Below are 23,994 nucleotides of genomic sequence, written 5' to 3' on the forward strand. Positions count from 1 at the left end.
TTTCCCCTTACATGCGGAACACGCCGAACTTCATGTCGCCGATCGGGGCGTTGAGGCTGGCGGACAGGCCCAGGCCGAGCACGGTGCGCGTCTGCGCGGGATCGATGACGCCATCGTCCCAGAGCCGCGCGCTGGCGTAGTACGGATGTCCCTGCAGTTCGTACTGGTCGCGGATCGGTGCCTTGAAGGCTTCTTCCTCCTGCGGGCTCCACTCGCCGCCCTTGGCCTCGATGCCATCGCGGCGGACCGTTGCCAGCACGCTGGCGGCCTGCTCGCCGCCCATCACGGAGATCCGCGCGTTCGGCCACATCCACAGGAAGCGCGGCGAGTACGCGCGTCCGCACATGCCGTAGTTGCCCGCGCCGAACGAGCCGCCGATGATCACCGTGAACTTCGGCACCTGTGCCGTGGCCACCGCCGTCACCATCTTGGCGCCATTGCGCGCGATGCCCTCGTTCTCGTACTTGCGGCCGACCATGAAGCCGGTGATGTTCTGCAGGAACACCAGCGGGATCTTGCGCTGGCAGCACAGCTCGATGAAGTGTGAACCCTTCAGCGCCGACTCCGAGAACAGGATGCCGTTGTTGGCGACGATACCGACCGGGTAGCCCCAGATCCGCGCGAAGCCGCAGACCAGCGTGGTGCCGTAGCGGGCCTTGAATTCGTCGAACTCGGAGCCGTCGACGATGCGGGCGATGACCTCGCGCACGTCGTACGGCTTGCGCGTGTCGGTCGGGATCACGCCGTACAGTTCTTCGGGCGGATACAGCGGCTCGGCCGGCTCGTGCAGGCGGATCTGATCCGGCTTGCGGCGGTTCAGGTGCTGCACGATATTGCGCGCCAGCGAGAGCGCGTGATGATCGTTCTGCGCGAAGTAGTCCGCCACGCCCGAGAGGCGCGTGTGCACGTCGGCGCCGCCCAGGTCCTCGGCGGTCACTTCCTCGCCGGTGGCTGCCTTCACCAGCGGCGGGCCGCCCAGGAAGATCGTGCCCTGGTTCTTGACGATGATCGACTCGTCGCTCATCGCCGGCACATACGCGCCGCCGGCCGTGCACGAGCCCATCACCACGGCGATCTGCGGAATGCCTTGCGCCGACAGGTTGGCCTGGTTGTAGAAGATGCGGCCAAAGTGGTCGCGGTCAGGGAACACCTCGTCCTGGTTCGGCAGGTTCGCGCCGCCGGAATCCACCAGATAGATGCATGGCAGGTTGTTCTGCTCGGCGATCTCCTGCGCGCGCACGTGTTTCTTGACCGTCATCGGGTAGTACGTGCCGCCCTTGACCGTGGCGTCGTTGCAGACGATCACGCATTCCTGGCCGGCCACGCGACCGATGCCGGTGATGATGCCCGCGCCGGGCGCCGCATCGTCGTACATGCCGTACGCAGCCAGTTGCGACAGTTCCAGGAACGGCGTACCCGGGTCGAGCAGTTGCTGCACGCGGTCGCGCGGCAGCAGCTTGCCGCGCGACAGGTGCTTGTCGCGCGCGGCCTCGCCACCGCCTTCGGCCAGCTTTGTGATCTTCTGCCGGAGATCGGCCACGAGCGCCTGCATCGTCTCCGCATTGGCCTTGAACGACTCGGAGCGGGCGTTGAGTTTGGTTTCTATGGTTGGCATGGCTTCACTTGGCCTTGGGGCTGATTCCGAGTTCCTGGGTCATCTGGTCCCGCATGACGAACTTCTGCACCTTGCCGGTGATCGTCATGGGCATCTCGTCTACAAAGCGAATGTAACGGGGGATCTTGTAGTGGGCAATCTGGTCGCGGCAGTAATTCCGGATTTCCTCGTCGGTGGCGCTCTGGCCCGGCTTCAGGACGATCCAGGCGCAGACTTCCTCGCCGTACTTCTCGTCGGGCACGCCGAAGACCTGCACGGACTGGACTTTCGGGTGCCGGAACAGGAATTCCTCGATCTCGCGCGGGTAGACGTTCTCGCCGCCGCGGATCAGCATGTCCTTCACGCGGCCGACGATGTTGCAGTAGCCCTCTTCGTCGATCGTGGCCAGGTCGCCGGTGTGCATCCAGCCGTCGCGGATTGCCTCGCGCGTGCGTTCCTCGTCGTCCCAGTAGCCAAGCATCACCGAGTAGCCGCGCGTGCAGAGTTCACCGGTGGCGCCGATGGGCAGCGTCTGGCCATCCACGTCGACCACCTTGCATTCCAGATGCGGCTGCACGCGGCCGACCGTCGACACCCGCTTGTCGATCGGATCGTCGGTGGCGCTCTGGAACGACACCGGGCTGGTTTCGGTCATGCCATAGGCAATGGTGATCTCGGCCAGGTGCATGTCCGCCATGACGCGCTTCATGACTTCCACCGGGCAGGGCGCGCCGGCCATGATGCCGGTGCGCAGGCTGGAAAAGTCGTACTTCGAGAAGTCGGGGTCGTCGAGTTGCGCGATGAACATGGTCGGCACGCCATGCAGGGCCGTGCAGCGTTCCTCGCTGACGGCGGCCATCGTGGCGCCGGGGTGGAATGCCTCACCCGGGAACACCATGCTGGCCCCGGTGGACACGCAGGCCAGCACGCCCAGCACCATGCCGAAGCAGTGGTAGAACGGCACCGGGATGCAGAGCTTGTCCTGTTCGGAAAACCGCATCGCGCCCGCGATCGAACGGCCGTTGTTGACGATGTTGCGGTGCGTGAGCGTGGCGCCCTTGGGCGCGCCGGTGGTGCCGCTGGTGAACTGGATATTGATGGGGTCGCGCGCGTCGAGTCCGGCGGTGATCTCGTCGAGCTCAGTCTTTGGCACGTTTGCGCCGCGCGCCAGCAACTCGCGGAAGGTCAGCATGCCGGGCGTCGGCACGTCTTCCATGCGGATAACCCAGCGCAGCAGCGGCAGCCGGGCGGCGTTCAGCGCGCCCGGTTCGGCTTTGGCCAACTCGGGGGCCAGTGTTGCCAGCATGTCCAGGTAGCGCGAGGTCTTGAATGCTTCCGGCGCGATGATCGCCTTGCAGCCAACCTTGTTCAGCGCGTATTCGAGTTCCGCAAGGCGGTACGCCGGGTTGATGTTGACCATGACCAGGCCAACCCGGGCCGTAGCAAACTGCGTCAGCAGCCACTCGAAGCGGTTAGGGGACCAGATGCCGACCCGGTCGCCCTTGCGCAGGCCCAGCGCGTGGAGGCCGGAGGCCATCCTGTCCACTTCGGCGCTGAATTCATTCCAGGTCCAGCGGATGTTCTGCTCCCGGAATACCACCGCCGGCCGGCTGCCGTGGAGCGCGGCAGTGTTCGCCAGCAGCGCAGGCACCGTCAGTTCGCTGAGTGGTGGGGTGTCGGCCCCTTTCACGTAAGACAGCCCCCCAATGGGCAGGGAGGTTCCCGGTTGCATCGCCATACCTGTCTCCTGTCGCGGCCGGATCGCCGTGAATTGAGTAATACTCAATCTCAGGAAATCAAGCCTATTGAGCGTTATGTTAGGAATACGATGCGAAGACTGTATACTCTGCTGGATCAAAGGGCAAACGAAATTTGAGTAACATTCAACTTTCGGGCGCGCGCGGTCGGACAGGCGTGCCGAGCGCCGCTCGCGCCCTATAATTCCGGGCCATCACCGTTCAGGTTACGCAACAGGGACCGCAAATGCAGCAGATCGTGAATCAGCGTCGTATCCCGGCAGGCGCCAAGGCGGAGCAGCGTATTCGCGACATCCTGCGCGTGGGCCGCGAAGTGTTCTCGGAGCTTGGCTACGAGCGGGCGACCACGACCGAGATCGCGCAGCGCCTGGGGATTTCCGAGGGCACGATCTTCACGTACTTCCACAGCAAGCGGGACCTGTGTGTCCGCGTGATCCAGGACTGGTACGACGAGATCATCGCGGCGATGGAGGGCGGCATGCCGCGCGAGGGCACCGCCCGGGCGCAACTGGAGTTTTTTATCGGCACGCACCTCCGGCTGTTCCTGATCCATGGCACCGGCCTGTGCGCGCTGGTGCTGTCGGAGGGGCGCGCCAAGGGGCAGGGGCTCGACGAGGTGTTCGTGCCGTTGCAACGGCGCTACACGGCGCCGCTGATGGCGCTGCTGGCCGCCGCCCAGGCGGGCGGGGAGATCCGGGCCGACATGCCGTTGCGGCTGATGCGTTCGGCCATTCTGGGGCCGATGGAGCATATTCTCTGGGATGCCATCGTGAGCGGCCGCCCGGTCGACATCGACCGCACCACGCAGGACATGATCGCGCTGCTGTGGCCCGCGCTGCAGCCGCAGAACCTGCAGGCCGCCGCGCTGGGGCAGTTCTATGGCGAGGTCAGCGCGGCGCTGGCCCGGGTGCAGGCGGCGGGAGGGACGGCGGGCTCCGCTGAAGGCTCCGCCGAGGGTTCCGAAGCTTCCTGACGCCGCTTCGCCGGCATCCCCGGCTACCTGTATTCGGGGATGCCACATCCGGCCCGTTTCTGGCAGGCTGCCATGACCTCGTCCGGAATCGTCCGGACGTTCGCCAAGCCCGGCGGCAGTACGGCTACACTCAGGCCGCGCCCCCACCACTGTCACTCCATGATCCAACCCTTGCCCGACACGGCTGAATCGGTGTTGCCAGCGCCCCTGCTGGTCGTTGAAGACGAGCCGCCGATGCAGTCCAGGCTACGCACGATCCTGGCCGCACTGGGTTATGGCGACGACGCCATATGGTTTGCCGGCAGTCTCGAGGCTGCCAACACGCTGCTGGCCACGCAGCCGTTCGCCATGGCGCTGGTTGATGTGGGGCTGCCCGACGGCAACGGCATCGACCTCATTCGGGTGATGCACGAGCAAGACCCGGCCCTGCCAATTTTGGTAATCTCCACGTGGAATACGGAACGGGTCATCGTAAGCGCGCTGCAGGCCGGTGCCACCGGCTACCTGCTCAAGGAGCGCGACGACGTCGAGATCATTCTGTCGATTCGCAGCGCGCTGCGGGGTGGCGCACCGATCGACCCCTTCGTGGCCAGGCGCATTCTCGATCTGGCTGGAAAGATGGCGCCGCTGGCTGGCGGCGCGGAAGTCCAGGCCGGGCCGACGGTCGGTGCGCCGCCACTGAGCGCGCGAGAAATAGAAATCCTCTCGCTGGTAAGCAAGGGTCTGACCAATCGGGAAATTGCGGAGGTGCTGTCCTTATCAAAGTTGACGGTCGAATGCCATATCAGAAACTCATACAAGAAACTGGCAGTTCACTCCCGCACCCAGGCCGTCTTCGAGGCGCGTGCCTCTGGCTTGTTGCGCTGATCTGCGGCGTCGTGCTGCTTGCCGGCGCAGCTAGCGCCCGGGCGCAATCGGAGGCCGTCGCCTTTACCCGAATCGAAGCCGCACAGTCGACCTGGCAGGACGATGGCCCGCCCGTCACTGGCTGGGTGCCCGTGTCGCTGCCGGACATCTGGTCCACACGCTGGCCCGGCTTCGACGGCGTGGTCTGGTATCGCCTGAGCTGGCAGGGCGCTGACCCGCGCCAGCCCGTGGCGCTGTTGCTCGACTACCTGAATATGGCCGGCGCGGTTTATCTCAACGGCAGCCTGCTGATGCGCGACACGAGCCTGGTCGAACCGCTCACGCGTGCCTGGAATACCCCGCGCTACCAGTTGCTGCCCGCCTCGCTGCTGCGAGAGGGCGTCAACACGCTGCTGGTTCGCGTCTCAGGATTGTCGGCCTACCAGCCCGGCCTCGGGCCCGTATCGATCGCCGCCCCTGAACACCTGCGGCCCGCATACGATCGCGCGTACTGGCTGCGGCACGATCTGCAACTGATCAGCCTTGCCGTCACCGTCGCGCTCGGCTGCCTCTTTTTCTCGCTCTGGGTGATGCGTCGGCAGGAAGCGGCTTACGGATGGTTCAGCCTGATGTCGCTGGCCTGGTGGTGCGTGGCGCTGAACCAGGTCGCGACTACCACCTGGCCGTTCGCGAGTACCGATGCCTGGGAGCGTGCGAACACCGTCGCGCTGCTGGTCTACAGCGTCGCGTACATGTTATCCATGGCGCGATTCTGCGAGCGGCGTCTGCCGCGTGTCGAAGGCGGACTTTGGTTGCTTGCTGCGGTGGGTGCGGCGGTGATGATCTGGGCGCCGACCGAATCCCTGACCATGGTGCGCAACGTGCTCACGCTGTGGGCAGCGTGCGTCTTCTTCGCAACGTGCATCGTGTTCCTGGGCTTCGCCTGGCGTCATGGCCGCACCGATCATCGCATCCTGTCGGTTTGCATCGCCATCTTTCTCGTCGCGGCGGTGCACGACCTGCTGTCCTTTCTCGGCATCCTGACGGACAACGCCTACTACGCGGCGCTGACTTCGCAGGTCCAGATGATCGCTATGGCGCTGGTGCTGGCATGGCGCTTCGTGGCCAACCTGCGGCGGATCGAACGGTTCAACGACGAGTTGCACGGCAAGGTTTCCGAAGCCAAGGCCGAACTCGTCGTCAACCTGGGGCGCCAACGCGAGTACGAGGTTGCCAACGCGCGGCTCAACGAGCGGCTCAATCTGGCGCACGACCTCCACGACGGGCTCGGCGGCACACTTGTCAGCGGCATCGCCACGCTGGAGCGCAGTCCGCATGACATCCCGCCAGACGAAGTGCTGTCGATGCTCCGGGCGTTGCGCGACGACCTGCGCATCATCGTCGATACGACTGCCAGCCAGCAGTTCGGCGAGCCGGCGCTGGCGGGGCAGATCGTGCCGCTGCGCCATCGCCTGAGCCGGTTGCTGGAGAGCCATGACATCGCGTGCCATTGGCAGCTCGATGGCCTTGAGCATTGCCATCTGCCGACTTCGCGGATTCTCGATGTCATGCGGACCTTGCAGGAAGCGCTGACCAACGTGATGAAGCACAGCAAGGCCAGCCGCGCGGACGTCGCGGTACGCGTCGGCGCGCGCGGGCTGGAGCTGTTGGTCAGCGATAACGGCGTCGGCTTCGATCCGGCCGCCGCAGGGCGGCACGCCGGTGCCGGCATGCGCAGCATGCGCGCGCGTACCGAGCGCCTTGGCGGCACGTTCAGCGTGCGATCAACGGGAGAGGGGACCGTGCTCGCCGTTCATATTCCGCTCGATGCCAGTGGCGCTGGCCTACCACTTGACCTGCAACCCGGCGGAGCCAAGGATCGAGTTTCTGACCTTGGCATTGCCGCCGGCGGCCCAGATCCTGCCCACCTCGCCGTACAGGCTGAAGCGTCGGTTCAGGGCCGCGGTTAGGCCCGCGGCCACTTCGATGCTCGTGCCGCCGGTCGCTGCCACGATGTCGGTGGTGGCGGCCGGGTTCGTGAAGCGGGCGACGTCGCTACCGTTCGACGCCATGTAGAGGTTGACGCGGCCATATGGCCGCAACGCGGCGGAGCCTGCCTCCATTTCACCCTTCACCCGTGCGCCGACGCGCGCGAGCCAGCTGCTGTTCACGTCGTTCTGGACCGTTGCTCCGGGGATCTGCGCGTTGTCGAGATGAATGCGTTGGTGAACTACCTGTAACTGGGGCTCGATGCTCCAGGCGCTGCCGCCAAGCGGAAAGGCGCGTCCCAATTCCAGCGATGCCAGCAGGCTGTCTCCCTTGGTCTCGACCCCGGAGCTGGACGCTGGCGTCACCGTGTAGCGGTGACGGCCCAACTGCAGCACGGCGTCGGCGTAGAAGCCGCTGTTCCCGGCATACGTGCCGTAGAAGCCCAGATACTGGTTGTGCAGATCGTTGCGGCCGGCGCCAGTATTGGCGATGCCGCCGACGAAGCCATTGACGCTTACGTTGCCATCCAGTTGGCCGACGTAGAGGCCGGCGCGCCAGTCTTGCGTGGCCAGCAAATCCGTGCCGGCCTGGAAGCCGGTCAACCGGCCCTTGCTCTTGGGCGACACCGTGCCGTCCTGGCTGACGTCGACATCGGTGGTCAGCACGCGGGCCCATGCCCGACGATCGCGACCGGCAGGGGTGCCCGATGGGGTGCCGGATAGGGTGCCCGATGTAGCGGACCTCGGGTCGTCATCGCCCACGCGCTGGTGCAGGTTGCCGATCATGGCAAGGTTGCTCTGGCGCAGTTGACTCGGCAGCGCCGCGTACAGCGCGGCTTCGGCACGGTAGGTCGTGACGGGCGGGTCCGCAGGTTCGGTGGTCGGGGTGGTTTCGGTAGGCTCGCCGGTCTCGCCGGTCTCGCCGGTTTCGCCATTGGAGCGCAGATACCAGTTCTCGCCCGATCCCTTGGCGTCGGCAGCGTACAGGCGGTACTGGTAGGCGCCGGCATCCACATGGCCACCGGCGAGCACGAACGCGTTCTTGCTGGTCTGCGCCGTGGTGCTGGCGCCATTGACGGCGCTGATCACCTCGATGCCGTTGCCCGCGGTCAGCGCGCCAAGCCCATTCAGGTTGGTGATCTGCAGCGTGGTCTGACCGCTGGCGATGGCGGCGGGGCCGCTGAGGATCAGCCGGTCACTTACGCCGGTGCTGTCGCCGAGCGCAGTGCCCATGCGCAGCGAGCCGTTGTTGCCCGTGTAGGGGCCCGTCACCGTCAAGGTCGCGCCCGGTGTCGTGCCCATCAGCGAGACCACGCCCCCGTTGTTCAGTCCCGCGACACGCTGGCTGAAACCGGCGAGATCCAGCGTGGCGCCGCTGGCCACCGTGTGAACGGATGCCGCGCTGAAGGTGTTGGCCGCCCCCGCCCGCAGCGTGCCGGCCGCAACGTTGGTGGCGCCGGTGTAGTCGTTGGCGCCGGCAAGCGTCAAGGCGCCACTGCCGTTCTTGGTGAGAAAGCCCGAACCACTGATGGCCCCGGCGAGCGTGGCATTGAAGGCGCCGGTGTCGATCACAGGATCATTGCTGCCCGTCAGGCGGATCGCATTGGCGATGCGAAGCCCATCGGTGGCAATGCCGAGCGTGGTGCCGTCATCCATCGAGAGTGTGCCGGTCCCCAGCGCGCCGTTGCTGCCAAGGTCAATGCGTCCTTGCTTGAGCGCGGTGCCGCCACTGAAGCTGTTGTCGCCGCCAAGCGTCAGCGTGCCGCTGCCGGTCTTGAGCAAACCACCCGTGCCGGAGATCGCGCCAGACAAGGTGCCACTGCTATTGTCACCGCCCGTTGCCAGCGTCCGGGTGCCCAGCTTGATCTGGCCAGCGCCACTCAGGCTGCCGAAGCTGGCTTGCGCCGCAGTGATGCCAGAGATGTCGAGGATGCCCGCGGCATCGACTTGCACACCGCTGGAGTTTGCGATGCTGCCCGCGCCGGACAGGGCAAGCGTGCCGCCGGCGACCTGTGTCGCGCCGGTGTAGGTGTTGACGCCAGTCAGGGTCAAGGTGCCGGTGCCTTGCTGGACGAGATTCCCGGTGCCGCTGATGACGTCGGCGTAGCCGATGCTGTCGGTCCGGTTGAACATCAGTGTGCCGTTGTTGACCACGTTACCGCCAATGCTGCCGGTGGTGGTGGCGTTGCCGATGCGCAGTGTGCCGCTGCTGAGTTGTGTGGTGGCGGCCCGCACGTCCCCCAGCGCGAAGATCCACTGGCCGGCGCTTGTACTGAGCGCGAGTTGTCCGCTGGCCGTCACTGGCCCGTACAGCGCGATGCCGTCGCGGGCGGAGATCGTGACATTGCTGCCGCTCAACGCGGCATTGGCCAGCAACGTGCCGCCGTTGGCCGCGAGTTGCAGATTGCTCGTGCCGGTGTTGATTGCCGATACCGGTAGCGTCAACGCCCCGCCAGCGGTCAGGCTGACCGCGCCGTTCGTGCTGTTGTTTAGCGCCGAGACGCGCAGATCGCCAGCCGCGCGCAAGGCCACGCTGGAGCCCGTTGCAGCGATCGGGCCCTGAAAGCTGTTGCCCGCGTCGGTCAATGTGATGGCGCCAGTGCCGGCGCTGATGGTGGTGCTACCGGCAACGCTGAGTGCGCCGCTTTGGGTGATGGCCTTGTCGATGGTGGATGCCGACAGGTTGCCACGCACCGTGCCGGTGCCAAGATTCATTGGACCCAGGCTCGTGGCAAGCAACGTATCCGTATTGACGTTACCGAAGGTCAGCGCCGAGGCGCTGCTGATTATCGTGGTGCCACCGGTCAGGCTTACCGCGCCAGCGAACGAATTGCTGGCGTTGGTCAGCGAGATGGCGTTCGTTCCCGCATTGATCGTGGTATCGCCTCCGACCGACAGCGCGCCGGATTGTCCAAGCGAACGGGTCGTGGTCAACGCGAAGTCGCCGCCCGTGCTGATCGGCCCGAGCGCGGCGATGCTGTTGCTGCTCTGGTTGAGCGTCATGTTGCCGATGGCGCTGCCTGTCAGGGTTCCCGCCGTCAGGCTGCCCCCGGTCTGGCGGACGTCCCCCAACGATTGCAGGCTGATCTGGCCTGTCCCGGCGGCCAGCGTGCCACCGATCTGGACACTACCGCCCGAGATGGCGATCGGGCCCTGAAAGCTATTGCCCGCGTCGGTCAATGTGATGGCGCCAGTGCCGGCACTGATGGTGGTGCTACCGGCAACGCTAAGCGCGCCGCTTTGGGTGATGGCCTTGTCGATGGTGGATGCCGACAGGTTGCCACGCACCGTGCCGGTGCCAAGGTTCATTGGACCCAGACTCGTGGCAAGCAATGTATCCGTATTGACGTTACCGAAGGTCAGCGCCGAGGCGCTGCTGATGGTCGTGGCGCCACCGGTCAGGTTCACGGTGCCACCGAACCAGTTTCCGACGTTGGTTAGCGAGATAGCGCCCGTGCCGGCATTGAAGGTGCTGTTGCCCGCAATGGTGAGCGCACCGTTTTGCATGATGAAGCCGCGGTTGCTCGTTGCCGACAGGCTACCGTTCACGGCGGTGGTGCCGAAGACCAACGCACCCGTGCTTGTGGCGGTCAATGTGCCGGCGTTGACGGTGCCCAAGTTCAGTCCCGAGCTACTGGTGATCTGCGTGGCGCCACCGGTCAGATTTACCGCGCCAGCGAACGCATTGCTGGCGTTGGTCAGCGTAATGGCGTTCGTGCCCGCGTTGATCGTGGTATCGCCACCGACCATCAGCATGCCGGATTGTCCAAGCGAACGGGTCGTGGTCAACGCGAAGTCGCCGCCAGTGCTGATCGGCCCGAGCGCGGCAATGTTGTTGCTGCTCTGGTCGAGCTTCATGCTGCCGATGGCGCTGCCTGTCAGGGTTCCCGCTGTCAGGCTGCCCCAGGTCTGGAGGACGTCCCCCAACGATTGCAGGTTGATCTGGCCTGTCCCGGCGGTCAGCGTGCCACCGAGCTGGACACTACCACCCGAGATGGCAATCGAGCCGCCCGTCGTCGTGCCCGACGCGTCGATGTTGCCCCCCAGGCTCACGGCGGCGTCCGACGTGATCTGAACCTGCCCAGCTTGGGACTGGCCACCCTGCGAGACGTCGATGCTGCCGTTGTTGACTACGGCGCCCCCTGTTCCGCTAAGCCTGACGTTTCCACCATTCGCGTTGATGACGCCGCTGTTGTTGACCAGCGTGCCGTACAACCCCGGCTGGGCTGCTGCCGCCATGACGATCGTGCCTCCGGTTGCCAGGAGGGTTCCCGTATTGACGACCGCGGTGCTGCCCTGCGTGGTGCTCAGTGCGCCGGAAATGGCAACATTCATTAGGCCACTGTCGTCGAACGTCATCGTTGCGTGGTCTGCGGCCACCAGGCTGATTCGCCCGCCATTGGCCATCAGCAAGCCATTGTTCGATACGCCGGCGCCGACGAGTGCCGCCGAGTTGCCATTGAACGTTGCACCGCCAGCAAACGCTACGGTGCCGCGCGTGGCCGCTGCATCGAGGCTGTAGCTGCCGCCCGTCGTGGCAGGGGCGGAAACACCGAGCGAGGTGGCGAGAAGTCCGCCGGTTGATGTCGTGCCACCGAAAACCAGGCCGTTTGCATTGGCAAGGATCGTCTGCCCGGCTGCCGACACGGATCCGTAGATCTGGCTGGCTGTAGTGCCAGAAATGTTGTTGAGGGTGACGGCGTTGGAACCCGTCGTGAAATTGACCGTACTGTACGCAGCAACATCGAACGAGGACCAGTTGATCGTGCCCGATGACGAATATTGATTGACCGTCGTGGTGGTCCCTATCGAGTTGACAGTCCCGCTCCCGCTGATCCAGACCGGGCCGGTTGGCAGCGTTCCGGCAATCGGTGTGGCAGCCATCGCAATGGCGGGGAGCAGGCCCGCGGAAAGCGCCGACAGTGCCGGCAAGCCGACGCTCCAGCCGGTACGCCGCCGGGAAGCCGTTGGGGCGATAGTTGCGGTGCCCGTGCCTCCCGAGCCCTGGCTTCCGGCCGTTTCCGGCGCCACCTTCAATGCGCACAGCGTGCGATTCCAGACAAGTCGATAGATATGGTTCAAGGTGCGGCCTCCCCGGTGGCTGCGAATGCCCCAGAGGGCGGCAAAGCCCAGAAGTTACAAATTGCAACAACTACAGGGAATCCCAAGAACTAGGGAATTCGGGGTGGGAGGACCAGATTTTTGTGTGATCTATGGGGCGTATTCACCGACTGGGACTGTTTTCCTCGGCGCATTCTTGTGGTCCGTACGGGAAAACCCCCATTCAGCCCGCGTCTTGAAAACGAAATACCCCGTCCCTATAATTAGCACTCGCTGGGGGAGAGTGCTAACAGTCGCCCCCGCGGTACCCGAAACCCGATGGTCGTCGCTATCAGACGACCATTTGTGATTTAACACTCACTTTTGTATCTAGGAGTCCGTATGAACCTGCGTCCTCTGCACGACCGCGTGATCGTGAAGCGTCTGGACAATGAAACCAAGACCGCATCCGGCATCGTGATTCCCGACAATGCTGCCGAGAAGCCCGATCAAGGCGAAGTGCTGGCGATTGGCCCTGGCAAGAAGGATGACAAGGGCAACAACATCGCCCTCGACGTCAAGGTGGGTGACCGCGTGCTGTTCGGCAAGTACGCCGGCCAGGGCGTGAAGGTGGATGGCCAGGAACTGCTGGTCATGCGCGAAGAAGACATCATGGCTGTCGTCAACAAGTAATCGACGCCCACAAGCCACCCAATTCCCGATCGTCCCCCTGACAATCCAGCGGGACGCATCCATCCAGATTCGGAGATTCAGAACATGGCAGCAAAAGACGTAGTGTTCGGCGACGCCGCCCGTGCCAAGATGGTCGAAGGCGTGAACATCCTCGCCAACGCAGTGAAGGTGACCCTGGGCCCGAAGGGCCGCAACGTGGTGCTGGAGCGCAGCTTCGGCGGCCCGACCGTGACCAAGGACGGCGTGTCCGTGGCCAAGGAAATCGAACTGAAGGACAAGCTGCAGAACATGGGCGCGCAGATGGTCAAGGAAGTGGCTTCCAAGACCAGCGACAACGCCGGTGACGGTACCACCACCGCAACCGTGCTGGCCCAGTCGATCGTGCGCGAAGGCATGAAGTTCGTTGCCGCTGGCATGAACCCGATGGACCTGAAGCGCGGCATCGACAAGGCCGTTGGCGCCGCCGTCGAAGAGCTGAAGAAGCTGAGCAAGCCGACGACCACCAGCAAGGAAATCGCCCAGGTTGGCGCGATCTCGGCCAACAGCGACGCCTCGATCGGCGAGCGCATTGCCGAAGCCATGGACAAGGTTGGCAAGGAAGGCGTGATCACCGTCGAAGACGGCAAGTCGCTGGCCGACGAGCTGGAAGTCGTGGAAGGTATGCAGTTCGACCGTGGCTACCTGTCGCCGTACTTCATCAACAACCCGGAGAAGCAGGTTGTTCAGCTGGACAGCCCGTTCGTTCTGCTGTTCGACAAGAAGGTCTCGAACATTCGTGACCTGCTGCCGGTGCTGGAGCAAGTGGCCAAGGCTGGCCGCCCGCTGCTGATCATCGCTGAAGACGTGGAAGGCGAAGCCCTGGCCACGCTGGTGGTGAACAACATCCGTGGCATCCTGAAGACCGCCGCCGTGAAGGCTCCGGGCTTCGGCGACCGCCGCAAGGCCATGCTGGAAGACATCGCCATCCTGACCGGCGGTACCGTGATCGCCGAGGAAATCGGTCTGACGCTGGAAAAGGCCACGCTGCAGGACCTGGGCCAAGCCAAGCGCATCGAGATCGGCAAGGAAAACACTATCATCATCGACGGCGCCGGCGACGCATCGGCGATCGAAGGCCGCGTGAAGCAAATCCGCGCCCAGATCGAAGAAGCGACCTCGGACTACGACCGTGAGAAGCTGCAAGAGCGCGTGGCCAAGCTGGCCGGCGGTGTTGCCGTGATCAAGGTTGGCGCTGCCACCGAAGTCGAAATGAAGGAAAAGAAGGCACGCGTGGAAGATGCACTGCACGCTACCCGTGCTGCCGTGGAAGAAGGCATCGTCCCGGGCGGTGGTGTGGCGCTGCTGCGTGCTCGTGCTGCGATCGCTGGCCTGCACGGCGAGAACCCCGACCAGAACGCCGGTATCAAGATCGTGCTGCGCGCCATGGAAGAGCCGCTGCGCCAGATCGTGCTGAACGCTGGTGAAGAAGCTTCGGTTGTGGTGGCCAAGGTCATCGAAGGTAAGGGTAACTACGGTTACAACGCGGCTTCGGGCGAGTACGGCGACCTGGTGGAAATGGGCGTGCTGGATCCGACCAAGGTGACCCGCACCGCGCTGCAGAACGCCGCTTCGGTGGCTTCGCTGATGCTGACCACCGACTGCGCCGTGGCCGAATCGCCGAAGGAAGAGTCGGCTCCGGCAATGCCGGGCGGCATGGGCGGCATGGGCGGCATGGAAGGCATGATGTAATTCATGCCGGACTGCTGAGCCAATCAGCCTGTCTGAGAAAAACCCCCGATGGCGCGAGCCCTCGGGGGTTTTTCATTGGCCGGGTCAGATCGCGGACAACTTCTTTCCAGGCGCTTCCGCAGGGGCGGTCAGCCTATCCAGAATGCACTCGGGGATGCGAATCACCGCGGGCAGCAGTTTAAGTTTGGCCAGTTGTTCGGCAATGTCGTTGGCGCCACCGTCGGCGCGTTCGGCGCTTTAGTAGTGTGCAGCGGCATGTGCCGCTGAGATCCCTGGCAGCGCTCAGCGCGGATTGGTGGTTAGTCATGATCGTGCGCCGACCGCAGCAGCTTGAGCCGTGTCTTGCCGTCCGGCATGAAATGCGTGCCGAATTGCACCAGTCCAGATTGGTGCAAATGGCAGGTCATCGTGAAGCTCAACAGCATGCCCGGTTCGGGTTCCTCGATCTCGAGGTCGAGGGCCTTCAATCTCGGCTCGTAGCGCAGGAGTGTCGTCTCAATTTCCCGCTTGAGCGTGTGCGCCGAGGCAGGCAGGTGGCGGTAGATGCGGGACAGATCTCCCAGTCCGTAGTCAGGCAGATGCGCAAGGCCACCGCGCCGACTGTTAAGGATGCGCTGGATGTTGTCCTGGACCGACAGGAAGGTCTGGGTCGACGCATCTAACTCGTCAACGGCAACGCCATTCGCAAAGAACCCGGTGACGGCTTCGAAGAGACCCGGCCCGCCGCGCGTCACGCGTATTCCTCCGCGGTGGTTGCCGCATCATCGAAGTCCAGCCCAATGCCGTCCTCCTCGGAGAACGAGAGCCGGATAGACGCAGGTACCTGCCTGTTGGCCATGCGTATCAGCAATTCACGCGACAGCACGGGCAAGATCTGCTGGTCGAGCAGGCTGTCGATATTGCGTGCGCCAGAGTCAGGCAGCAGGCAGGCGCGCACCAGTTCGGCCACCAGGGCGTCGTCGCAGCGCAGCGGCACGTCGAACCGGCGTTCGATGCGCTCGGCCACCTTGGCCAGCTTCATCCCTACGATCGTGGCCATGGCCTCCGCGGCGAGCGGCCGGTACACAATGGTCTGGAAGCGCGCCAGCAGCGCGGGTTGGAAGCGGTCGATCAGGAGCGGCCGGATGGTCTCCATCAGCGCGCTGGCGGGGATTTCCACACCAGCTTCCGTTGTGGCGTCGGTGGCCGCCAGGATTTGCTCGCTGCCGAGATTCGATGTCATCAGGATGACGGTGTTGCGGAAATCAATGACCCGGCCTTCGCCATCGCGCATGAAGCCGCGATCGAAGACCTGGTAGAACAGGTTGAGCACGTCCCGATGGGCCTTTTCCACCTCATCCAGGAGGACCACGCTGTAGGGGCGCTGACGGACAGCCTCAGTCAGGATGCCGCCCTCGCCATAGCCGACATAGCCCGGCGGCGATCCCTTCAATTGCGATACGGTGTGGGCTTCCTGATACTCCGACAGGTTGATCGTGATGAGCGAGCGTTCACCGCCGAACATGAGATCGGCCAGTGCCCGTGCCGTTTCGGTCTTGCCGACCCCGGAAGGGCCCACGAGGAGAAAGACGCCCAGCGGTGCCTCCTCGGATTTCAAGCCCGCCTTGGAGGCGCGCAGGCTTTTGCCGAGCGCGGCCAGCGCCTCGTCCTGCCCGACCACGACCCGTCCGAGGCGTGCCTCCAGCTCCAGCAGGGTGGCCAGTTCATTCGACAACAGGTTGTCAACCGGCACGCCGGTCCAGTCGGCAATTACCTGCGCCACGACGGTCTCAGCAACTTCTGCATGTAGAAGTGTCGCCTGACCGTGCGCGGCCAGGACCTGGTGGGCAGCCTGAATGGAGGACGCGAGATCGTGGCGCTCGGAAGCGTCGGTAGCGGCCTGCCATTGGGCACGCAGCACCATCAGCTTGTCGGCAGCGTCCTTCTGCGCCGCTAATTCGAACTCAAGCTGTCCGAGTTCGATGGCAAGTTCGCGTAGGCGCGTCTCGATCGCCGACAGACGATTGCGCTTGTCCTCGCCGGTGGCACCCTGATCCTGCTGCAGCGCCAAGTACTCGACCCCCAGCGCCGCGCGTTCGGCTTCAAGGGTGCAGATCGCCACGGGCCTGGCCTCCTGACTCATGCGCACCCGCGCAGCCGCCGTGTCGATCAGGTCGACAGCCTTGTCGGGCAGTTGGCGCCCAGTCAGATAGCGACGTGAAAGACGGACGGCGGCTGCGACGGCGGCATCGGTGATGTGGACGTTGTGGTGCTGTGCATACCGATCCTTGAGCCCGCGCAACATCAGGCAGGCGTTCTCATCATCGGGCTCATCGACCTTGACCATCTGGAAGCGGCGCTCCAGCGCCGCGTCGCGCTCGAAGTACTGCTTGTATTCGGACCAGGTGGTTGCCGCGATCGTGCGTAGTTCGCCCCGTGCCAGTGCAGGCTTGAGCAGGTTGGCGGCATCGGCGCCACCGGCCGTGTTGCCGGCGCCAATCAGGGTGTGCGCCTCGTCGATGAAGAGCAGGATGGGCGTCGGCGACTGCTGGACGGCTTCAATGACATTCTTGAGGCGCTGCTCGAACTCGCCCTTGACGCCCGCACCGGCTTGCAGGAGGCCCATATCCAAGGTGAGTACGGTCACGTCCCGGATGGCCGTGGGCACATCCTCTTCGGCGATCTTGAGCGCCAGCCCTTCGACGAGCGCAGTTTTGCCGACCCCCGGTTCGCCGACCAGAATCGGATTGTTCTTACGGCGCCGGGCGAGGATATCGACCATCTGCCGGATCTCGACGTCGCGGCCAAACACAGGGTCGATCTTGCCATCGCGCGCCTTTTGCGTGACGTCCGTGGTGAAACGAGAGAGGGCAGAGTTGTCGGGCTGGCCGGCAGGGCGCCTTGTAGCGATGGTCGCCGGTCCCTGGCTAGGCGTGATCGGCGATGTTGCCTCGACAGATATCTCGTCCAGTTCAGGCATCAGCCGCTCAATCTGCGCGGCAGACACGCTCAGCAGCGGCCAGGCATCCGGGGCGCGCAACAGGTGCGGCGTCTCCGCCAGTGCCGCCAGCAAGTGGGCCGAACGAATCGATCTGTCTACGCCCGGGGCCGTGGATTCGAGCGAGGCGCGCATCCACGCTGCCTCCAGCCACTGGCCCAGGCGCTGCGATAGCCCCGGCCTGCCCCGGAGGTCATGCGGCAGGTGGTCGACCGCAGCCAGCAGTCCGTTCCAGATCCCATCGACATCCAGCTCGTAGCGACGCAGGATGGCAAGCAGGTCGCCGTCACCCTGTTCCATCAGTTTGATCAGCCAGTGCTCCACCTCGATGTCACGGTGCGCGCGGGTTTCGCAAAGACTGGCTGCATCCGCCAGAGCACGGGCGCAGTGGTCGTTCAGGCGTCGCAGAAAGGGAGAGTAATCGCGGGTGGTCATGGTGGCGTATCGCTGCGGTGCCGCAGTGGAGAAGACGAGAGCGCTGGTTCGCTAGCCGACGCCAGGCACCGGCTGCGATGGCGCTTACGAGCGCTCGTTCCAGCTGTCGGCGTGGATGATGTTGCCGTCCTTGTACGACCAGGTAATCCTCTCGTAGCGCAACTCGACGTCTTCGAGGTGATTGTGTTTTTCGTAAGCCGGGTTCTTGATGTCCAGCATCTTGGCCGTCACGCCAACCACCTTCACGTTCTCCAGCTTGGTGTTGAAGTACTCCTTCTCCTTGCCGGCGTCGTCAATTTTGTACCACTTGATCTCGATCGACTTGAGCGTCTGGCCGCTGGTGACCGCCTTGTATAGATACGGGGTCGAAGCGTCGGTTTCCTTGGTGAACAGGATCGGCTTGTGCACGCGCGTGCCGGTCAGCTTGCCCGTGTTGGAGTCGGTCGGGATGTTGACCGAGTGATCGAATGCCACGACTTCGACGCTGCCCTCGCGCTCCGTGACGGTGACCGAGCCTTTGATATCGGCGCCACCGTCGTCCTTGATCCACATATATGCGGGAATTGCCATTTCTCTTGCTCCTTCTACTGCGATGTACAGGCCGGATGGCCCAGGGATTCCCGAATGTCGTGCTGCTCATCGCGACAATCGGGGACTAGCGTGATCTCGACGCGGCGGTTGGCCGCACGGCCGGCTTCCGGCTCGTTGGGTGCCTTGGGACGGGTCTCGCCGTAGCCCTGGATGGCAAAGCGGGTGACCGGCAAGTCGGCGGCGTCCGCCAGCCAATCCCGCACGGACGCGGCGCGTGCTTCGGAAAGCTTCAGGTTGGCCCGCGAATCTCCCACCGAGTCTGTGTGCCCAGCCACGAGCACGCGCTTGTCGGGATGGGCCTTGATCATCTCCAGCGCACCGATCAGCACGCGATTGGAGCCGAGGTTGAGCAGCGCGCTACCGCTCTTGAAGAGCGACAGGCTGTCGAGTTCGATGGTCGCGGGCAGCGGCGCCGGGGGTTGATAGGCGGCGATCAGGGTATTGAGCGGCGCGAGGAGTCCGGCACCGCGGTAGAAGCCCAACCCGAGGCGAGGCGGCACGCCGGACCGGCTGTAATGATCGAGCTCATCGCGGTCCCGCTTGAGTGCCTGCAGTGCATCCACGCGCGCAACATCATGCTCCGGGCCGATCACTCGATAACGAGCCATGTCGGTCATGACACGTGCGACCAGGGTACGGTTCTGCCACGCGGATGCCGTAGCCGCTGCGCAGAAGGCGAGCGCGAGCCAGGCGAACGCATGCGCCATTGCACGCGGCATAGCCCGCTGCACGGGCTGCAAGGCGATGCCGCGCAGTAGCGGCTCCGGCAAGGGATAAGACGCGTTGCGTACCGCTCCCGGGCCGCGTGCCAACCCGGTTACTTGCGTCACGAAACGCGCATAGAGAGAATCCGGGACCGGCACACCGTCGATGGCGGTCACCCCAAACGCGGTGATATCGACGGGAGGGCCGCTGCGCAAGCCATCACGACCCTCGTCACGCAACGGCGGCAACAAGGCGCCGGATGCCCACCTGACCAGCGCGTCGAGGCGGGCCGCGCGGTGCATGTGTGCATCGCGGTCTGCCGGGACGGCTGCCTGTGGATAGCTCACGAGACGATCCGAAAGCTGCGCGCACAGCGTTCCGGCTGCAGGGACGGTGGCGCCGGACACGCCGAACCATGCGCAATCGTCGGCCGGTCCTCCGGCTTCTTCGGCATAGACGGCAACGCAGACGGGCAAGGAATAGCCAACGGCCCGGCTGGCTTCGCCAATGGCGACACGCCAGCGCTTGAGTGCGGCGGTCAGCACGGCGGCGTCGCGAGCGTGATCCGCAGCAATCAGGCAGGCAACGGCGTCCGGGCCTTGTCCTTCGCGCCAGCGCTTGAGTGCATCGGCTACGTGCGCTAGCCGCGTTGAATCGTCGACGCGCACCCAGATCGCTGTATCGGTGATCTGGACCAGCGCTTCGCCGAATGCCCGCGCTGGCGCTCCGGCGCGATCTCCCACCACCAGTGCCAACGGCGTGTTGCGGCGAATGTTGCCCGGCAGCGCATCCAGCGACGCGTTGATGGCCTCAAGCACGTCTCGGGAGGCACGTTGGCGCGCACGAACACGCCGTGTGGCTACCACGATGGCGGTACCTACCACCGCGATGACGAACGTCCCGAGTAATAGGTTCCACGCAGGCTGCCAGGGAGAGCTGAACGCCAGCCAGGCTAGCGCGAGCGCGGCGATCCAGCCGAACAGGCCGCGGTAGGGGTAGCCGGTCACGACGTCCCTTTTAGCTGGCCAGCCGGGCGATAGAGACGGCCAGCCATCGATCCAGCGCAAAATACACCAAACCAGCGCCGACAAGTGCAATGGCCACCCAGGCCAGCGGCGACAGCGACAGGCCGCGCCATCCCCGCGCCTTGCCGGCAGTGACGATGACCGGCCCGGTGGCCTTCTGCACGCCTGCGCGCTGAAGGCGTTCATCGATGGCATGCATTAGCGCCTCTCGGGCGGCGTTGCCCTCCAACGCAAACTTGCCTTGGAAGCCCAGGCCCAGTACCGCATGAAAGACAACCAGCAGGGGAATGACCGGCTGCGCTTCCGCCAGCCTGCGTTCGATGCGCGCAATCAACTCTTCGCCCGCGTTATGGCTATGGAACTCTTGGACCTGCAATGGTTCGCGCTCCCAGGCGCTACGCTCGTCGCCCGTGAGCCGACGCAATGCGTACTCATCCAGCAAGGCACACTGCGCATAGGCGGCATCCTCGACCACGGCCGGGGCGTGGCCCGCGGCCAGGAACTCCTCCCGCAGGCGGGTCACCTGCTCGAGACACTTTTTCCGAAACATTGCGAAGGAGTCGTCAGGCGCAGCCTCATCGGCTAGCTCTGTCACGGTGAGCGCGGTGTCGCGCAGGGCGAGGGGCAGAATGGTGGTAAGCGTTGTCATGCTGGCAATACCGCAAAGAGCTCAAGGGAGACGTCTGGTACCGAGGCAGGGACATAGAACTGGCAGGCCCGCGCAGCCAGCATGCGTTGGAATGCTGGATGGCCACTGTCGAGCGCGAAATACTGGTTCTCGATCCGAACCGGAATGGCCGCGGGCAGACGTGACATGGTTCGCAACGGAATTCCCGGCAAGGCTGAATTGAGGATTTGTTCGACCTCGTCGGGCGCCCCCGCCTTGCACAGACGGGGCAGTTGCTCGATCAGCATCTGGGCGGGCAGTCCCGCCTGGACCGACAGGTAGTATTCGGCGCCTTCGACAAGCCGCTCGTCGAGGATCTTGCCCATCCAGACCGTGGGCCGGATTTGCTCGAGCGCCACGGGAACGACCCGCGACGGAATTACCGTATCCAGCAGCGTACGGATCAGCGATTCCAGTTCCGCGAACATTGGTTCGGGCGTCTGGTGGTCATAGGCCGGGATGGCCTGCAGCGTTTCTGTGGTGGAGAAGGTCAGGAGCGACCCGGCCAGACGGGAGAGAACAGCATAGAGCCGTTCCGGATGCTGCTGCGGTGCTGCGCACAGGCGGGCCAACTCCGGCCAGGTTCCGTTCACGCTGTGCAATAGCCAAAAGAGCGCGACGTCGGCGACTGCAAAATCGGCAATCTGGTCGGAACGCTCACGCCTGCGCACAGCAAGGCTCGCGCTCTTGGCAGCCAGGATTTCCGAGAGTCGGCGCATGCGCTCGGTGAGCCGGTCGTTCGCTGACAGGAAGAGGCACGGTGGCACGAACACCGGATCGAGTTCGAATCGCCCTTGCGGCGTGCGCATCAGCCGGGCGATCGGGCAGGTCACGTAGTCGCCGTGTGTCTCGAATTCGAAGAGCAGGGCCAGTGCGTGCAGTTCGACACTTATCTCTTCCTTGCCTTCCCCATGCGCAGTTGCCGCCTTGCGTATCGATCAGAGGCAGGCCAATCAGCACCACGACGCTGTCGACGTTGGACGGCACGTCGGCGAGATCGCGTGCGGGTGGGGTATGGTCCGCAGTGTCTGTGTCGATCACCGTGCCATCTGGCAGGCGGATCGCCAGCGCATTGACCATCAATCGATGGATGGACAGCGCCTGCGAATCGATCCCCACCCGCACCGTACCCCACGGCTCGGGGCTGGCGATGCGCGCAGTGTGCTCGTTGGTGTGCTGTTCCCACAGCGCTTGCTGCTGGAAATGCTGCGGGGTCATGAAAATGCCCTGCGTCCACAGCGGTCTTGTTATCTTCATCGTGATCGGTTCATCGTGATCGGCTGGTACGCGGAAACAACCCTTTTCGCTTGGGAGACGCCGCACGGTGATTCATAGCTACCGTGCGGCAAGACCTACGACATGTCTGCGATCTGTCTAAATCGCCGTCGAAGCCGACAGCAGTCGATCAGTTTTCGCCTTGGGCATCTGCGAGACCAGCGACAGATTGATGTCCATCCCTTCGATCTGAAAGTGCGGCACGATGAAGAGCTTGACGCGGAAGAAGCCCGGGTTGTCTTCGATGTCCTCGACGATTACCTTGGCTTCGCGCAGCGGGTGCGAGGCCTGAAGTTCATCACCCGGATCTGTCATCTCGGTGACGAGCGTCTTGATCCAGGTGTTCAGCTCCAACTCCAGCACGCGCCGATCCTTGGTGGTACCGATGTTCTCGCGCTGAATCAGCTTCAGGTAGTGGGCGATGCGTGACAGCAGGAAAATGTACGGCAGGCGTGCATTGACGCGGCTATTGGCCGTGGCCTCCTTGGTGTCGTAGAGCGCTGGCTTCTGGGCCGAGTGGGCCGAGAAGAAGCACGCGAAGTCGTGGTTCTTGTAGTACGACAGCGGGATGAAGCCGAGATTGGCAAACTCGAACTCGCGCGTCTCCGGGATCAGCACCTCGGTCGGGATCTTGGCCTGGTTGCCGGTGCCCAGGTCATACAGGTGGATCGGCAGATCCTCGACGAGACCACCGGCCTGCGGGCCACGGATCTGCACGCACCAGCCGTTCTTGATGAAGCTCTGCACCATGTTCACGGCAAAGGCGAACGAGGCGTTGCCCCACAGATAGCGGCTGTGATCCGGCCCCTTGACGGCTTCGGTGTAGTTGAAGGCGCGTACCGGTACCGTATCCGGGCCATAGGGCAAGCGCGCGAGGAAGCGCGGTAGGGTCAGGCCGATATAGCGGGCGTCATCCGAATCGCGGAAGCTCTTCCACTTCAGATACTCGGCGCGATCGAAGTAATTGCCGATATCGCGGATGCTGGCTACCTCGTCCATCGAGTCCTTGCCAAAGAACTTTGGCGACACCGAGCCGATAAACGGCATATGGGCGGCGGCGGACACCTTGGAGATATTGCGCAGCAAGACAATATCCTGCTGGCTGCGGTCGAACTCGTAGTTGGAGATGATCGAGCCGACGGGTTCACCGCCCGGTGTGTCGTACTCCTGAATGTAGGTGTGCAGGTACAACCCGCTCTGGATGAGCTCTGGGGTGTCCTCGAAATCCTGGCGCAGCGCGTCCTTGGACACATCCAGCACTTCGATCTTGACGTTCTTGCGGAAGTCCGTCCGGTCAACCAGGAACTTCAGGCCACGCCACGCTGATTCGATCTGCTGGAACGTCTCATGGTGCATGATCGCGTCCAGCTGCTGGCTGATCTGCTGGTCCAGATGCGCGATATGGAAGTCGAGCAGGCTCTTGTCGAGACGATCGACCTGTTGCGATGAGTCCTGGATCATTTTCAGGAACACGGTCATCGCCTGGGCGACACGCTCATCCAGCGACGATTCGGATAGTGCATCGGCGCTCTGGAACGACTCCATCGGGCGCGTCGCCTTGACCGGGGTCAGGTTGATTTTCTCGCACAGGGACTCGTAGACGCTCTTGCCCGGCGCGTCCAGGACGACGGTGTCGGTTTCGCTGTTGGCGCGGGGGGACATTTCATGCTGGGCCATGGGGCTCAATCCTCAAGAAGTCG

General features: G+C 64.1%; 13 protein-coding genes and 2 pseudogenes. 5 read left to right on the forward strand and 10 right to left on the reverse strand.

Going from position 1 to position 23,994, the window contains the following annotated elements; translation table 11 throughout:
* Positions 1-7: 7 nt before the first annotated feature.
* Together RMET_RS03080 and RMET_RS03085 are read right to left on the reverse strand one after the other, a co-directional pair.
* Positions 8-1,615: a carboxyl transferase domain-containing protein gene (locus tag RMET_RS03080; protein WP_011515468.1), complete on the reverse strand. Its 1,608-nt coding sequence runs from the start codon at positions 1,613-1,615 to the stop codon at positions 8-10.
* Positions 1,616-1,619: 4 nt separating this feature from the next.
* Positions 1,620-3,332 (reverse strand): AMP-binding protein, encoded by a 1,713-nt coding sequence (locus RMET_RS03085; RefSeq protein WP_011515469.1) that lies wholly within the window; start codon positions 3,330-3,332, stop codon positions 1,620-1,622.
* A gap of 245 nt (positions 3,333-3,577) precedes the next feature.
* On the opposite strand from RMET_RS03085, the gene RMET_RS03090 reads away from it, so the two are divergent.
* The 3 genes and pseudogenes from RMET_RS03090 to RMET_RS32010 all read left to right on the forward strand — a co-directional run.
* The gene (locus RMET_RS03090; protein ID WP_011515470.1) at positions 3,578-4,324 is read left to right on the forward strand and encodes a TetR/AcrR family transcriptional regulator; all 747 of its coding nucleotides are present in this window, start codon (positions 3,578-3,580) and stop codon (positions 4,322-4,324) included.
* A 159-nt stretch (positions 4,325-4,483) separates the two neighbouring features.
* Complete coding sequence (locus RMET_RS03095; protein WP_029308383.1) at positions 4,484-5,191, forward strand: response regulator; 708 nt, start codon at positions 4,484-4,486, stop codon at positions 5,189-5,191.
* 290 nt (positions 5,192-5,481) lie between these two features.
* Positions 5,482-6,987, forward strand: a pseudogene (locus RMET_RS32010) (sensor histidine kinase); the annotation flags it as partial.
* 27 nt (positions 6,988-7,014) lie between these two features.
* On the opposite strand, the gene RMET_RS03100 reads toward RMET_RS32010, so the two are convergent.
* Entirely contained in the window at positions 7,015-12,240 is a 5,226-nt protein-coding gene (locus RMET_RS03100; protein WP_011515473.1) for an autotransporter outer membrane beta-barrel domain-containing protein, read from the reverse strand.
* A 360-nt stretch (positions 12,241-12,600) separates the two neighbouring features.
* Between RMET_RS03100 and groES the strand changes: the two genes are divergently transcribed.
* Positions 12,601-12,891, forward strand: a complete 291-nt coding sequence (gene groES / locus RMET_RS03105) for a co-chaperone GroES (RefSeq protein WP_008644494.1) — start codon at positions 12,601-12,603, stop codon at positions 12,889-12,891.
* A gap of 84 nt (positions 12,892-12,975) precedes the next feature.
* A complete protein-coding gene (gene groL / locus RMET_RS03110; protein ID WP_008644493.1) occupies positions 12,976-14,619 on the forward strand; it encodes a chaperonin GroEL in 1,644 nt (547 codons plus the stop codon).
* A gap of 299 nt (positions 14,620-14,918) precedes the next feature.
* On the opposite strand, the gene tssE is transcribed toward groL, so the two are convergent.
* The 7 genes and pseudogenes from tssE to tssC all read right to left on the reverse strand — a co-directional run bounded on the left by tssE (position 14,919) and on the right by tssC (position 23,971).
* Positions 14,919-15,353 carry a type VI secretion system baseplate subunit TssE gene (gene tssE / locus RMET_RS03120; RefSeq protein WP_011515474.1) on the reverse strand — a complete coding sequence of 145 codons (435 nt, stop codon included), beginning with the start codon at positions 15,351-15,353 and terminating at the stop codon, positions 14,919-14,921.
* Positions 15,350-18,031, reverse strand: a complete 2,682-nt coding sequence (gene tssH / locus RMET_RS03125; RefSeq protein WP_011515475.1) for a type VI secretion system ATPase TssH — start codon at positions 18,029-18,031, stop codon at positions 15,350-15,352. Before tssH ends, tssE begins: the two co-directional genes overlap by 4 nt.
* Before the next feature lie 84 nt (positions 18,032-18,115).
* On the reverse strand, positions 18,116-18,601 hold the full coding sequence (locus tag RMET_RS03130) for an Hcp family type VI secretion system effector (RefSeq protein ID WP_011515476.1): 486 nt from the start codon (positions 18,599-18,601) through the stop codon (positions 18,116-18,118).
* Positions 18,602-18,615: 14 nt separating this feature from the next.
* Positions 18,616-20,334 (reverse strand): OmpA family protein, encoded by a 1,719-nt coding sequence (locus tag RMET_RS03135; RefSeq protein WP_011515477.1) that lies wholly within the window; start codon positions 20,332-20,334, stop codon positions 18,616-18,618.
* A 10-nt stretch (positions 20,335-20,344) separates the two neighbouring features.
* Positions 20,345-21,001 carry a DotU family type IV/VI secretion system protein gene (locus tag RMET_RS03140; protein ID WP_011515478.1) on the reverse strand — a complete coding sequence of 219 codons (657 nt, stop codon included), beginning with the start codon at positions 20,999-21,001 and terminating at the stop codon, positions 20,345-20,347.
* Positions 20,998-22,276 (reverse strand): annotated as a pseudogene (gene tssK, locus RMET_RS03145) (type VI secretion system baseplate subunit TssK). The gene RMET_RS03140 and the pseudogene tssK overlap by 4 nt, the downstream one beginning before the upstream one ends.
* 117 nt (positions 22,277-22,393) lie before the next feature.
* The gene (gene tssC, locus RMET_RS03150) at positions 22,394-23,971 is read right to left on the reverse strand and encodes a type VI secretion system contractile sheath large subunit (RefSeq protein ID WP_011515481.1); all 1,578 of its coding nucleotides are present in this window, start codon (positions 23,969-23,971) and stop codon (positions 22,394-22,396) included.
* Positions 23,972-23,994 lie beyond the last annotated feature (23 nt).

It is taken from the genome of Cupriavidus metallidurans CH34 (assembly GCF_000196015.1).
Taxonomy (GTDB): domain Bacteria; phylum Pseudomonadota; class Gammaproteobacteria; order Burkholderiales; family Burkholderiaceae; genus Cupriavidus; species Cupriavidus metallidurans.